Source organism: Streptomyces sp. NPDC094032 (assembly GCF_040303965.1).
In the GTDB taxonomy this organism is placed as follows: domain Bacteria; phylum Actinomycetota; class Actinomycetes; order Streptomycetales; family Streptomycetaceae; genus Streptomyces.
The window spans coordinates 19971-31971 of sequence record NZ_JBEOUE010000027.1 but is presented as its reverse complement, the minus strand read 5'-3'; the positions used below and the strand labels follow the sequence as shown (position 1 = coordinate 31971).

Annotated in this window: 13 protein-coding genes; 7 read left to right on the top strand and 6 right to left on the bottom strand. The window is 72.2% G+C overall.

Annotated features, from left to right (window positions below; all coding sequences use genetic code 11):
• Window positions 1–130: 130 nt before the first annotated feature.
• A complete protein-coding gene (locus ABTZ54_RS29445; RefSeq protein ID WP_205628308.1) occupies window positions 131–298 on the top strand; it encodes a DUF3117 domain-containing protein in 168 nt (55 codons plus the stop codon).
• Window positions 299–392: 94 nt separating this feature from the next.
• Here the strand turns inward: ABTZ54_RS29445 and ABTZ54_RS29440 are convergent, their stop codons facing one another.
• Complete coding sequence (locus tag ABTZ54_RS29440; RefSeq protein WP_351669032.1) at window positions 393–1073, bottom strand: O-methyltransferase; 681 nt, start codon at window positions 1071–1073, stop codon at window positions 393–395.
• Between the two features lie 142 nt (window positions 1074–1215).
• Between ABTZ54_RS29440 and sigE the strand changes: the two genes are divergently transcribed.
• From sigE to ABTZ54_RS29415, 5 genes are all read left to right on the top strand, one after another.
• The gene (gene sigE / locus ABTZ54_RS29435) at window positions 1216–1974 is read left to right on the top strand and encodes an RNA polymerase sigma factor SigE (protein ID WP_351668871.1); all 759 of its coding nucleotides are present in this window, start codon (window positions 1216–1218) and stop codon (window positions 1972–1974) included.
• Window positions 1971–2687, top strand: coding sequence for an anti-sigma factor family protein (locus ABTZ54_RS29430; RefSeq protein WP_351668870.1), 717 nt, complete (start codon window positions 1971–1973; stop codon window positions 2685–2687). The genes sigE and ABTZ54_RS29430 overlap by 4 nt, the downstream gene beginning before the upstream one ends.
• Before the next feature lie 82 nt (window positions 2688–2769).
• Complete coding sequence (locus ABTZ54_RS29425) at window positions 2770–4602, top strand: S1C family serine protease (RefSeq protein ID WP_351668868.1); 1833 nt, start codon at window positions 2770–2772, stop codon at window positions 4600–4602.
• A 91-nt stretch (window positions 4603–4693) separates the two neighbouring features.
• The gene (locus ABTZ54_RS29420) at window positions 4694–5146 is read left to right on the top strand and encodes a sec-independent translocase (RefSeq protein WP_351668866.1); all 453 of its coding nucleotides are present in this window, start codon (window positions 4694–4696) and stop codon (window positions 5144–5146) included.
• A 74-nt stretch (window positions 5147–5220) separates the two neighbouring features.
• Window positions 5221–5823: a hypothetical protein gene (locus ABTZ54_RS29415; RefSeq protein WP_351668864.1), complete on the top strand. Its 603-nt coding sequence runs from the start codon at window positions 5221–5223 to the stop codon at window positions 5821–5823.
• Window positions 5824–5890: 67 nt separating this feature from the next.
• On the opposite strand, the gene ABTZ54_RS29410 is transcribed toward ABTZ54_RS29415, so the two are convergent.
• The 3 genes from ABTZ54_RS29410 to ABTZ54_RS29400 are packed head-to-tail and all read right to left on the bottom strand — an operon-like array spanning window position 5891 to window position 8932.
• A complete protein-coding gene (locus tag ABTZ54_RS29410) occupies window positions 5891–7024 on the bottom strand; it encodes an Mrp/NBP35 family ATP-binding protein (RefSeq protein WP_351668863.1) in 1134 nt (377 codons plus the stop codon).
• Window positions 7025–7068: 44 nt separating this feature from the next.
• Window positions 7069–7659, bottom strand: coding sequence for a DUF1003 domain-containing protein (locus ABTZ54_RS29405; RefSeq protein WP_351668861.1), 591 nt, complete (start codon window positions 7657–7659; stop codon window positions 7069–7071).
• Window positions 7652–8932: a magnesium transporter MgtE N-terminal domain-containing protein gene (locus ABTZ54_RS29400; RefSeq protein ID WP_351668859.1), complete on the bottom strand. Its 1281-nt coding sequence runs from the start codon at window positions 8930–8932 to the stop codon at window positions 7652–7654. The genes ABTZ54_RS29405 and ABTZ54_RS29400 overlap by 8 nt, the downstream gene beginning before the upstream one ends.
• 212 nt (window positions 8933–9144) lie before the next feature.
• Between ABTZ54_RS29400 and ABTZ54_RS29395 the strand changes: the two genes are divergently transcribed.
• Window positions 9145–9903: a hypothetical protein gene (locus ABTZ54_RS29395; protein ID WP_351668858.1), complete on the top strand. Its 759-nt coding sequence runs from the start codon at window positions 9145–9147 to the stop codon at window positions 9901–9903.
• Window positions 9904–9906: 3 nt separating this feature from the next.
• Here the strand turns inward: ABTZ54_RS29395 and ABTZ54_RS29390 are convergent, their stop codons facing one another.
• Both ABTZ54_RS29390 and ABTZ54_RS29385 read right to left on the bottom strand, forming a co-directional pair.
• On the bottom strand, window positions 9907–10419 hold the full coding sequence (locus tag ABTZ54_RS29390; RefSeq protein ID WP_351668856.1) for a hypothetical protein: 513 nt from the start codon (window positions 10417–10419) through the stop codon (window positions 9907–9909).
• Between the two features lie 45 nt (window positions 10420–10464).
• On the bottom strand, window positions 10465–11598 hold the full coding sequence (locus ABTZ54_RS29385) for a magnesium and cobalt transport protein CorA (RefSeq protein WP_351668854.1): 1134 nt from the start codon (window positions 11596–11598) through the stop codon (window positions 10465–10467).
• Window positions 11599–12001: the final 403 nt, after the last annotated feature.

The window sequence follows — 12001 nt, the reverse complement described above, 5'->3', positions numbered from 1 at the left end:
TTTTGTGAAAGCGCGTTGCGGAAGCGATGCCACCTGATGTTGGTCATCGGGTGCTGTGATGCGGGATAATGACCGGGAAGCAATCGTGTTCGATGCTGACGATGAGCTGGTTTCAGGAAGGGGAACGAGCATGGCGGCCATGAAGCCGCGGACGGGTGACGGCCCGCTCGAGGTGACAAAGGAGGGGCGGGGCATCGTCATGCGCGTTCCGCTCGAAGGCGGCGGCCGGCTCGTCGTCGAGCTGACCCCGGACGAGGCGAAGGCGCTCGGTGACGCACTGAAGGACGTCGTCGGCTGACGCGCCCCTGCCAAGAATGTCCACCTCTGCCCCGGCACGGTACCCACCGCGCCGGGGCAGAGGTGTATCCGGCCGGGCAGGGCCCTGAAGGGCGCTAGAAGCCCCTGCGGACCGCGCACAGCAGTCCGTCGCCGACCGGCAGCAGGGTCGGCAGCAGCGCCGGGCTCTCCCGCACCGTGCGCAGCAGCTCACGTATCCGCAGCACCTCGGCCGGCTGGGCCGCCGAGTCCACCGTGCGGCCGTCCGCGAAGACGCCCTCGAAGCAGACCAGACCGCCCGGGCGCAGCAGGCGCAACGATTCAGCGAGGTAGTCCAGGGACTCCGTGCGGTCGCCGTCGCAGAAGACGAGGTCGTAGCCGCCGTCCGCGAGCCGGGGGAGCACGTCCAGCGCGCGGCCGGGGATGAACCGCGCCCGGTTGCCCGCGAAGCCCGCCGCGCGGAACGCCGCCTTCGCGTGCGCCTGCCGCTCCGGCTCCATGTCCACGGTGGTCAGCACCCCGTCCGGGCGCATCCCGAGCAGCAGATAGATCCCCGACACGCCCGTGCCCGTGCCGATCTCCGCCACCGCCTTGGCGTCCGCCGTGGCGGCCAGCAGCCGCAGGGCGGCGCCCGTGCCCGGCGACACCGAGGGCAGCCCTGCCTCCCGGGCCCGGTCACGGGCCCAGCGCAGCGCTTCGTCCTCGGCGACAAAGGCGTCGGCGAACGCCCAGCTCGTCTGCCGGTTGGCGGTAATGGCCCTCTCCTGTCCCCGTGCCTGTCCCCGTAGTTGACGCAGGCGTCGACTGTATCCGCTGCGCGCGGGAACCCGCAGATGGGACCGCGCGTTCCTACAGACAGGAAGCGAGACGGGACGGCGGTACGAGCCGGGCCCAAATTCGCGTAAAGATTCTTATCCGGAGCTAACGGGCGAGGTGGCTATGGTAGGGGCTCCACTGGACACCACCAGAGCCGACAGGGGAGGTGCGGCTGCGCCTGTGGATCGGAGAGGGAGGCTTCGGCGCCTTCTCGGATCGGCGGGTGAGCCGAAATCCGTGACCGACACCGCTGACCGTTCCCGCACCGCCGACTCCGCACCCATCACCGCGACCTTCGCATCGGAAGCGGAATCGCAGGCGTGGACTCCGCCCAGCTGGGAGGAGATCGTCAGCACGCACAGCGGCCGGGTCTACCGACTCGCGTACCGGCTGACGGGCAACCAGCACGACGCCGAGGACCTGACCCAGGAGGTCTTCGTCCGGGTCTTCCGCTCGCTGTCGTCCTACACGCCCGGCACCTTCGAGGGCTGGCTGCACCGCATCACGACCAACCTGTTCCTGGACATGGTCCGCCGCAAGCAGCGCATCCGCTTCGACGCGCTCGCCGACGACGCCGCCGAGCGGCTGCCCAGCCGTGAGCCGTCCCCGCAGCAGGCCTTCAACGACACCCACTTCGACGCCGACGTGCAGCAGGCGCTGGACACCCTCGCGCCCGAGTTCCGTGCCGCGGTCGTCCTCTGCGACATCGAGGGCCTCTCCTACGAGGAGATCGCCGCGACCCTCGGCGTGAAGCTGGGCACCGTCCGCAGCCGCATCCACCGCGGCCGCTCCCACCTGCGCAAGGCGCTCAAGCACCGCTCGCCCGAGGCGCGCGCGGAGCGGGCGCTCGCCGCAGTCGGCTGGGAGGGCGGATCGGCGTGAGCGGCACCCGTCCGTCAGCGACCCCGGCGGAGCGGCGCCTCGCCGGGCAGAATCTCGCGGATCAGCACCTCGGAGACCGGCTCGCCGCGCTCGTCGACGGCGAGCTCGGCCATGACGCGCGCGAGCGGGTCCTCGCCCATCTCGCCACCTGCCCCAAGTGCAAGGCCGAGGCGGACGCCCAGCGCAGCCTGAAGAGCGTCTTCGCCGCCAGTGCGCCCCCTCCGCCCTCGGAGGGGCTGTTGGCGCGCCTCCAGGGGCTGCCGGGGGGACCGGATGACCAGGGGGGGGCTTTCGACGACCTCCTGCGGGGCGGCGGGCTGCGGTCCGACGGCTTCGCCACGGCCGCGCCGGTCACCCCGCACTCCGGCTTCCGGATCCACGAGGTCGGCGACCGCTCCCCGGGGCGGGGCCGCCGGTTCGCCTTCGCGGCGGCCAGCGCGGTGTCCTTCGCCGCCATCGCGCTGGGCGGCACGCTGCCGCTCGACGCGGCGCGCGGCCAGGGCACCGGAAGCAACGTGACCCCGCTGCGGGCTCCGGCGACCTTCGCCTCGGGCTCCCGCCGCGAGCAGCCGCAGGAGGCGGCGCCCACGGTGCTGCCGGCCCGCCTGGAACTGTCCCCGTTCATACGCCCGGCGGCTCCCGCGCTCCGCCTCTCCTACGCGCCCGGAACCGCCCCGACCGCCACCCCCGCCCCCAGCCCCTCCCACCGCTGACCGGCGACCTGGTTGAATCCAGGGGCAGGGGCGCGCCCGACGAACCGGTGGGCGCGGACAGGTCATCTGTTGCGGGGAGAGCATGAAGAACGGGAAGCCGACCTGGTGGAGCCGTCCGACGACCACACCCGTCCCGCCACCTGACCAGCCCCCGGCCCCGTCCCAGGACGCGACCGGGGCGAGGGACGCGGACGCGGACACGGACTTCACGCTGGCGGCACCGGTGCCGGTCCAGACCGAGCCCGGGGCGCCGGAGGCCGCCCACCCCGAGGCGGCGGGTGCCCCCGAGGCGCCCGCGCCCTTGGAGTTCGTGAAGCCGGAGACCGCGGTGTTGGCGGACGCGACCACGGCGGACGTGGTCCCTGCGGACGCGACCCCGGCGGACGTGCTCCCGACGCACGCGACCCCTGCCGACTCGACCCCGCAGGCCGCCGCGCCCGGGCCCGGCGCGCCCGCGCCCGCCCCCGAGTCCGCCGACCCACGGCAGGCCGAGACCGCCAGGCCCGAGCCCGGCCCGGCCGCACAGCCCGCGCCGGAGGCGCCCGCCGCACCGGCCGCTCCCGTAGCGCCCGGCGCGCCCGCACCCGCCGTGGACCACTTCCCCGCCCCCACCCCCGTACCGCCACAGACGCCCCTGCACGCCCCCGACCCCTACCGCACGCCGCCCTACGGCGAGCCGGGGCCGTGGGCGCCCGCGCCGCCCGTGCAGCGGCCCATGGTCGTGGCGCCGGCGTACGACCCCTGGGCGGCCGGTGCGCCGCTCGCCGCGGGGCCGGTCGTTCCGCAGGTCGTGGTGAAGGCGAAGAAGTCGCGGCGCGGGCTCGCGCTCGTCGGGGCGCTGGCCTTCGCGCTGGTCACCGGGGTCGTCGGCGGCGGCATCGGCGCGTACATCGAGCGCAATGGCGGGCTCACCACCGTCGAACTGCCCCAGGCGGGGCCCGAGGACGCGGGCCGCGCGCCGGACAGCGTCGCCGGGATCGCCGCCGGGGCCCTGCCCGGCGTCGTCACCATCCACGTCAGCGGCAGCGGTTCCTCCGGCACCGGCACCGGTTTCGTGCTCGACACGCGCGGCAACATCCTCACCAACAACCACGTCGTGGACGCGGCGGCCTCCTCCGGCGAGATCTCCGTCACCTTCAGCAACGGCGAGTCCGCCCACGCCAAGCTGATCGGCCGCGACACCGGCTACGACCTCGCCGTGATCCGGGTCTCCGGCGTCTCGGGCCTCAAGCCGCTGCCGCTGGGCAACTCCGACGCCGTCCGCGTCGGCGACCCGGTCGTCGCGATCGGCGCCCCCTTCGACCTGTCCAACACGGTCACCTCCGGCATCATCAGCGCCAAGGAGCGCCCGATCACCGCGGGCGGCGAGAAGGGCGACGGCACCGACATCAGCTACGTCGACGCCCTCCAGACCGACGCCCCGATCAACCCCGGCAACTCCGGCGGCCCGCTGCTCGACTCCAAGGGCCGGGTCATCGGTATCAACAGCGCCATCCGCGCCGCGAGCGGCGGTTCCGGCGAGAGCGGCGGCCAGGCCGGCTCCATCGGCCTCGGCTTCGCCATCCCGGTCAACCAGGGCAAGCGCGTCGCCGAGGAGCTCATCAACACCGGCAAGGCCACCCACCCGGTCATCGGCGTGAGCCTCGACATGCAGTACACCGGCGACGGCGCCCGCGTCGGCGCGAAGGGCAAGGACGGCACCTCGTCCGTCACCCCCGACGGCCCCGCCGCCCGCGCCGGGATCAGGCCGGGCGACGTCATCACCAAGGTCGACGGGCAGCGCGTGCACAGCGGCGAGGAGCTGATAGTGAAGATCCGCGCGCACCGTCCCGGCGACCGGCTGAAGCTCACCCTGACCCGCGACGGCAAAGAGCAGACAAAGACGTTGACGCTCGGTTCCTCGACGGGCGCCTAGACGCCATGTGGAGGCCACCACGAGGTACCCGCCAGGCAGTTTCGGCGGGTACCGTGGACCGGGCTTGGGACCGGCATGAAGGAGCTACAGGGTGTTCAGCGACATAGGCGCACTCGAGCTGGTGACGCTCGTGGTGCTCGCCGTGCTCATCTTCGGCCCCGAGAAGCTGCCGAAGATGATCCAGGACGTCTCCCGCTTCATCCGCAAGATCCGGGAGTTCTCGGACAGCGCCAAGGCGGACATCCGCAGCGAGCTCGGCCCCGAGTTCAAGGACTTCGAGTTCGAGGACCTCAACCCGAAGAACTTCATCCGCAAGCAGCTCGCGGAGAACGAGGACTTCAAGGAGCTCAACGAGCTCCGCTCCAGCTTCGACCTGAAGAAGGAGATGAACGAGGTCGCCGACGCCGTCCACGGCCGGGAGACGGCCCCCGCCGTGCCCGCCGCGCCCACGGCGGTCAACGGCTCCGCCCAGCCCGACCTCCTCAAGAAGCAGGACAAGCCGGACGCCGGCGAGCGCCCGCCGTACGACTCCGACGCCACCTGACGACGGCCTGTCACCGACCCGTCGCGGCGCGGTGGCTATCCTCCCTCTGTTGACACGTTGAGGAGGCGGCCGAGATGAAGACGACGAGTCGGGTGGCAGGCGAGGGCTTCCTCCGCGCACCCTTCGCCTGGTACGGGCTCGACGAGGCGTTCACCGGACCGCGGCGGCTGATGCAGATCGGCACGGCCGCGGACGGCACCGTCCAGTACGGCTCGATGGGCCATGGTGACGAGCCGTCGATAAAGGTCGAGGCCGCCGGCGGCGAGAAGGAGCGCTTCGCCGTCGTCGTGACCGTCGCCGCGAACCCCGTACGCCGCACCGGCGACGGCACGGGCGTCCTGGAGGCCACCACGGTCTCCTCCGCGGCCTGGCTGGCCGGCTCGGGCCTGCTCGCCCACACCTGGCCCGCCAACCTCGACCACACCCGGCGGGACAACTGGCTGGACCAGCAGACGGAGACGGCCTTCGAGCTGGCCGACGACCTGGAGGGCCCGGCCTGGTCGACGCTCTCGCTGCCCGTGGACGGGGTCCCGGTGCCGTTCCACTACCGCGAGTCCGAGTTCGGCTGGGTGCTGGCCGGTTCGGCGACCGGGGTGCACATCGGGGCGTACGGGCGGGGGATGAGCGCGTACGGTCTTGGCTTCGCCGCGGTGAAGGACCTGGGTCTTTACGCCTGACGGCACGATGGAGGGCGCCCCCCCGGGGTACGCGAAAGGGCGCCCCGGAGGGCGCCCTTCCCACGTATCAGAACTTGTTGCGCGGCGTGATCCCCAAGCTCATGCCCGACAGGCCGCGCTGGCGGCCGCCCAGCTTGCCGGCGATGGCGCGCAGGGCCGCGCCGGCCGGGGAGTCCGGGTCGGACAGGACGACCGGACGGCCCTCGTCGCCGCCCTCGCGCAGCCGCACGTCGATCGGGATCGAGCCCAGGACGGGGACGGTCGCGCCGGTGGTCTGCGTCAGGCCGTCGGCGACCCGCTGGCCGCCGCCCGTGCCGAACACGTCGACCATTTCGTCGCAGTGCGGACACGGCAGGCCCGCCATGTTCTCGACGACGCCGACGATCTTCTGGTGGGTCTGCACGGCGATCGAACCGGCCCGCTCGGCGACCTCGGCCGCCGCCTGCTGCGGGGTGGTGACGACCAGGATCTCCGCGTTCGGCACCAGCTGGGCGACGGAGATCGCGATGTCGCCGGTGCCCGGCGGCAGGTCGAGCAGCAGGACGTCCAGGTCGCCCCAGTACACGTCGGCGAGGAACTGCTGGAGGGCGCGGTGGAGCATCGGGCCGCGCCACACGACCGGGGCGTTGCCCGGGGTGAACATGCCGATCGAGATGACCTTCACGCCGTTCGCCGACGGCGGCATGATCATGTTCTCGACCTGGGTCGGACGCCCGTCCGCGCCCAGCATGCGCGGCACGCTGTGCCCGTAGATGTCGGCGTCCACGACACCGACCTTCAGCCCGTCGGCCGCCATCGCCGCCGCCAGGTTGACCGTCACCGAGGACTTGCCGACGCCGCCCTTGCCGGAGGCCACCGCGTACACACGGGTCAGCGAGCCGGGCTTGGCGAACGGGACCTCGCGCTCGGCGGTGGTGCCGCGCAGCGCGGAGGCGAGCTCCTTGCGCTGCTCGTCGCTCATCACGTCCAGCGTGACGTCGACGCCCGTGACGCCCTCGACCCGGGCGACGGCGTCCGTCACGCGCTGGGTGATGGTGTCGCGCATCGGGCAGCCGGAGACCGTGAGATAGACCGTGACGGCGACCCTGCCGTCGGATCCGATCTCCACCGACTTCACCATGCCGAGCTCGGTGATCGGTTTGTTGATCTCGGGGTCGTTCACCGTCGCCAGTGCCTCAAGCACCGCGTCTTCCGTAGCCATAAGACAGATGGTACGGCGACGACCACCGGCCCATGAAAGCCCTGTCAACGGTCGGGTACGTCACTCCCGCGCGAGCCGTCCCCCGGGAATAGATCGCGGCGCTCCCCATTGCCGCGCGCGTTCCGGTCCTCCAGCTCCTTGAGCAGGTCCTGGAGCTCCGAGCGCATCCAGTCGCGGGTCGCCACCTCGCCCAGGCCCATCCGCAGCGCCGCGATCTCCCGGGTCAGGTACTCGGTGTCCGCGATCGAGCGCTCGTTCTGCTTGCGGTCCTGTTCGAGGTTGACCTTGTCCCGGTCGTCCTGCCTGTTCTGCGCGAGCAGGATCAGCGGGGCCGCGTACGAGGCCTGGAGCGACAGCATCAGGGTCAGGAAGATGAACGGGTACGTGTCGAAGCGCAGATGGTCCGGGACGGAGACGTTCCACACCACCCAGGCGATGATGATCACCGTCATCCAGACGATGAACCGCCCCGTCCCCAGGAACCGCGCGATCCGCTCCGAGAGGCGCCCGAAGGCCTCCGGGTCGTACTCGGGCAGGAACCGGGGCCGCCGCACGCGCGGCTGGTCGAGCCGGATCCGGGGCAGCTGCCGCTCCCGCTCGCGCTCGCGGTCCCGCTCCTGAGTGCGCTCAGCCACGGTGCATCCCCTCCTCGTGGAACTCCGTCTCCCGCCAGTCGTCCGGCAGCAGGTGGTCGAGCACGTCGTCGACGGTCACCGCCCCGAGCAGCGAACCGCTCTCGTCCACCACCGGCGCCGCGACCAGGTTGTACGCGGCGAAGTAGCTGGTGACGGCCGGCAGCGGGGTGTCCGGGCCGAGCGGCGGCAGATCGCTGTCGACGAGCGCGCTGACCAGTGTGAACGGCGGGTCCCGCAGCAGTCGCTGGAAGTGCACCGTGCCCAGGTACTTGCCCGTCGGCGTCTCGTCCGGCGGCCGGCACACGTACACCTGCGCGGCCAGCGCGGGGGACAGGTCCTGCTGGCGCACCCGGGCCAGCGCGTCGGCGACCGTGGCGTCCGGGCGCAGCACGATCGGCTCGGTGGTCATCAGACCGCCCGCGGTCCGCTCCTCGTACGCCATGAGCCGGCGCACGTCCGCCGCGTCGTCCGGCTGCATGAGCGTCAGCAGCCGCTCCTTGTCCTCCTCGGGCAGCTCGGAGAGCAGGTCGGCCGCGTCGTCCGGGTCCATCGCCTCCAGGACGTCGGCGGCCCGCTCCTCCTTCAGCTTGCCCAGGATCTCGACCTGGTCGTCCTCCGGCAGCTCCTCCAGGACGTCGGCGAGCCGGTCGTCGTCCAGGGCGGCGGCGACCTCCGCACGCCGCTTCGGGGTGAGGTGGTGCAGCACGTTGGCGAGGTCGGCGGGGCGCAGCTTCTCGAAGGTGGCCACCAGGTTCTCGGCGCCCTGGCCGTGCTCCTCCAGCGAGAAGCCGGTGACGGCGGACCACTCCACGGTCAGCGTCTCGCCCTTGCGGCGCAGCGCCCCGCCCTTGCCGCGCCGGACGAAGACCTTGTCGATCTCCCAGTCGCGGCGGGCCGGCAGCTGCTGGATGGCCACGTCGAGGACGGTGACCTCCTCGCCCTCCTCCCCCTGCGGCCCGACCAGCCGGACCCGCCGGTCGAGGAGCTCGCCGAGGACGAGCCGCTCGGTCGGGCGCTGCTCGAAGCGGCGCATGTTGACGACGCCGGTGGTGATGACCTGCCCGGACTCGACACCGGTGATACGCGTCATGGGCACGAACACCCGGCGCCGGGAGAGCACCTCGACCACCATGCCGAGCAGCCGCGGCGGGCGGCGGCCCACCCGCAGCATGGCCACCAGGTCGCTGACCCGGCCGACCTGGTCGCCCACGGGGTCGAAGACGGGGACCCCGGCGAGGTGCGAGACGAAGATCCGGGGGGCGCCTGCCGCCATGCCACGCGCCTCCTCGGTGCCGCACGATTCGGGTCATTTCCCGCTATGCCTGGTTCAGGCTAGCCCGTGCCGCCGCACGCCGCGCAGGCGGAGCGCCCGTCCGGCTGCTCACGGGAGCTTCACCCGGCCCGGGTACGCTGCGGTCTGCCGTCCCCACCGGCACCCGGCTCCCGCGGGCCCGTCCCCCCCCACCGACACGAGAGGCCGCCCTGGTGTCCGTTCTCCCTCCGTCCTCGCGCCTGCGCAGGGCCGCCCTGCCCCTGGCGCTCTGCGCCGGTCTCGCGGCCTCCCTGACCGGGTGCGGCACCGATCCGGACGAGGGGACCAACGGCGTCGGCAAGCTGTCCCCGACGGCCATCGAGCAGAAGGCGCAGTCGGCGGCGGACGGCGCGAAGGCGGTGCGCCTCGCGGGCACGCTGGTCAGCAAGGGCGGCACGTACAAGCTGAACATGCGGCTCAAGCAGGACGGCGCGAGCGGCTCCGTGACCACGAAGAACAGCACCTTCGAGCTGCTGCGGGTCGGCGACGCGCTCTACATGAAGGCCGACGCGGGCTTCTGGACGCACGACGACGCCTCCACCGAGGCGCCCTCGGACGCCGGTTCCGAGGCGGCCGACAAGCTGGACGACAAGTACGTGAAGGTGCCGCAGGACGACCCCGCGTACAAGCAGCTGCGCGGCTTCACCGACATGGGCCTGCTGCTCGACGGGCTCATCGGGCTGCACGGGGACGTCGTGAAGGGCGACCGCGACAGCATCGGCGGCATCCGCACGGTCAACGTCAAGGGCGGCGCGGACGCCGAGGGCGGCTCGCTCGACGTGTCCCTGGAGGGCACCCCGTTCCCGCTGCGCTTCGCGCGCGGCGGCGGCGCGGGCGTCGTGATGCTCTCCGACTGGGACAAGGACTTCCCGCTCGCCGCCCCCTCGAAGAGCGAGACCCTGGACTACGGCAAGCAGCTGCCGCGCACCTGACCGCTACGCGCGGCGGCGCTTCTTGAAGAGCAGCTTCGGCAGACCCGCCGGGACCGGCCGGCGGGTGAGCACCGGCGACGGCAGCGGTACGGCGGCCAGCGAGCCGTCCGGCAGGTCCGTGGTGGAGGAGCGGGGCTCCAGGCGCACCACCCGGCATTCGCGCGCCCAGCGCTCGGGCATCGCCTCGCCGTCGTGCGCGTTGAGCCGCTTGCCCTTCAGCTCGGCGACCGCCGTCTCCCAGGCCTCGCCGCGCGGGGCGAGCTCGCTCACCGAGGCGGTCCAGGCGACGATCCGGCCGCCCTTGTCCTTGCTGCGCACGGTGACCTCGGCGGTGCCGCCGTCCACCAGACCGGGCAGCGGCTGCTCGCCGGGTCCGTCGCCGACGACGAGCGCGGCGCCGTCCAGCCAGACGTGCCAGAGCGCACGGGCCGCCGGGGCCTCGCCCCGTACCCAGATGAGGCCGGACTTCTTGGTGGCCTCCTCGACGAGGGAGGACCCGAGCAGCGCGTCTGTCATGCCCCGCAGCCTATCGACCGGCGCGACCGGCGCGCGCCGGTCGCGCTACAGCCAGCCGTTGCGCTTGAGGGTGCGGTGGATGGTGAAACAGATAGCGGCGATACCCGCGAGCACCATCGGGTAGCCGTACTTCCACTCCAGCTCCGGCATGTACTCGAAGTTCATGCCGTACACGCCGCAGACCGCCGTCGGGACGGCGACGATCGCCGCCCATGAGGTGATCTTGCGCATGTCCTCGTTCTGCGCGACGGTCGCCTGCGCCAGGTTGGCCTGGAGGATCGAGTTCAGCAGCTCGTCGAAGCCGACGACCTGCTCCTGGACGCGGGCGAGGTGGTCGGCGACGTCCCGGAAGTACTTCTGGATGTCGGGGTCGACCAGCCGCATCGGCCGCTCGCTGAGCAGCTGCATCGGGCGCAGCAGCGGCGTGACGGCCCGCTTGAACTCCAGGACCTCACGCTTGAGCTGGTAGATCCGGCCGGTGTCGGTGCCGCGCGTGGAGCCCTTGGCGGGCGGCGAGAAGACGTCGATCTCGATCTGGTCGATGTCGAGCTCGACGGCGTCGGCGACCGCGATGTAGCCGTCGACGACATGGTCCGCGATGGCGTGCAGGACGGCCGAGGGGCCCTTGGCGAGCAGCTCGGGCTCGCCCTGGAGGCGGTGCCGGAGGTTGCGCAGCGAGCCCTGGCCGCCGTGCCGGACGGTGATGACGAAGTCGGGGCCGGTGAAGCACATGACCTCGCCGGTCTCGACGACCTCGCTGGTCGCGGTGAGCTCGGCGTGCTCGACGTAGTGGATCGTCTTGAAGACGGTGAAGAGGGTGTCGTCGTACCGCTCCAGCTTGGGTCGCTGGTGGGCGTGGACGGCGTCCTCGACGGCGAGCGGGTGCAGCCCGAACTCGGCGGCGATACCGGCGAATTCGGCCTCGGTCGGCTCGTGCAGCCCGATCCAGGCGAAGCCGCCGCCGTCCCGTACCTGGCGCATCGCGCCGCGCGGCGTGAGGCACTCGCGGTCGTCGACCCGGCGCCCGTCGCGGTAGACGGCGCAGTCGACGACGGCGGTGGCGGCCGAGGGGTCGCGGGTGGCGTCGTAATTGGCGTACGGGGAGGCGGTGTCGGTCTTGCGCAGGGGGTGCCGCAGGGAGGGGCGGACGGCGGCGCGGAGGTCACGGATCATCGACATGGGCATGCTCCTTCACGGAGAGGCCGTCGGCGAGCGTGGCGCAGCCCGGAATGGGGACGTGGTGCTACGTCGTCCACAAAGCGGGCGGCACCGAAGGATCGCGATGACGGCGTTCGCTACAGACAGGCAAAGAGAGACGTGCTCTTCCGTCGTGCGAGATGCCGGAGAGGAGGGGCCCGAACGGGGCCTACGTCACCGGAGGGAGGAACGCACCGGGCTGGGGTGCGGGGCGGAAGAGCGCTTGGTACTGCCCGATCGACTTCGATCCACCGCAGTCCCACCTCCTCCGGCCGGTCCCTCGTGAGGGATGACGTGTGACGAGCAGTCGGGAGTCCCGACCAGTGGCCAAGACTATCAGCCGACTGAGGGTCAATCCCTTACTTTGCCCGTTCCATACGCGCTT

Coding starts and splice junctions, on each gene's coding strand:
- ABTZ54_RS29415 (WP_351668864.1), top strand. CDS start 5,221: ATGAAGACGACGAGTCGGGTGGCAGGCGAGGGCTTCCTCCGCGCACCC.
- ABTZ54_RS29425 (WP_351668868.1), top strand. CDS start 2,770: ATGAAGAACGGGAAGCCGACCTGGTGGAGCCGTCCGACGACCACACCC.
- ABTZ54_RS29400 (WP_351668859.1), bottom strand. CDS start 8,932: ATGGCGGCAGGCGCCCCCCGGATCTTCGTCTCGCACCTCGCCGGGGTC.
- ABTZ54_RS29410 (WP_351668863.1), bottom strand. CDS start 7,024: ATGGCTACGGAAGACGCGGTGCTTGAGGCACTGGCGACGGTGAACGAC.
- ABTZ54_RS29390 (WP_351668856.1), bottom strand. CDS start 10,419: ATGACAGACGCGCTGCTCGGGTCCTCCCTCGTCGAGGAGGCCACCAAG.
- sigE (WP_351668871.1), top strand. CDS start 1,216: ATGGTAGGGGCTCCACTGGACACCACCAGAGCCGACAGGGGAGGTGCG.
- ABTZ54_RS29385 (WP_351668854.1), bottom strand. CDS start 11,598: ATGTCGATGATCCGTGACCTCCGCGCCGCCGTCCGCCCCTCCCTGCGG.
- ABTZ54_RS29445 (WP_205628308.1), top strand. CDS start 131: ATGGCGGCCATGAAGCCGCGGACGGGTGACGGCCCGCTCGAGGTGACA.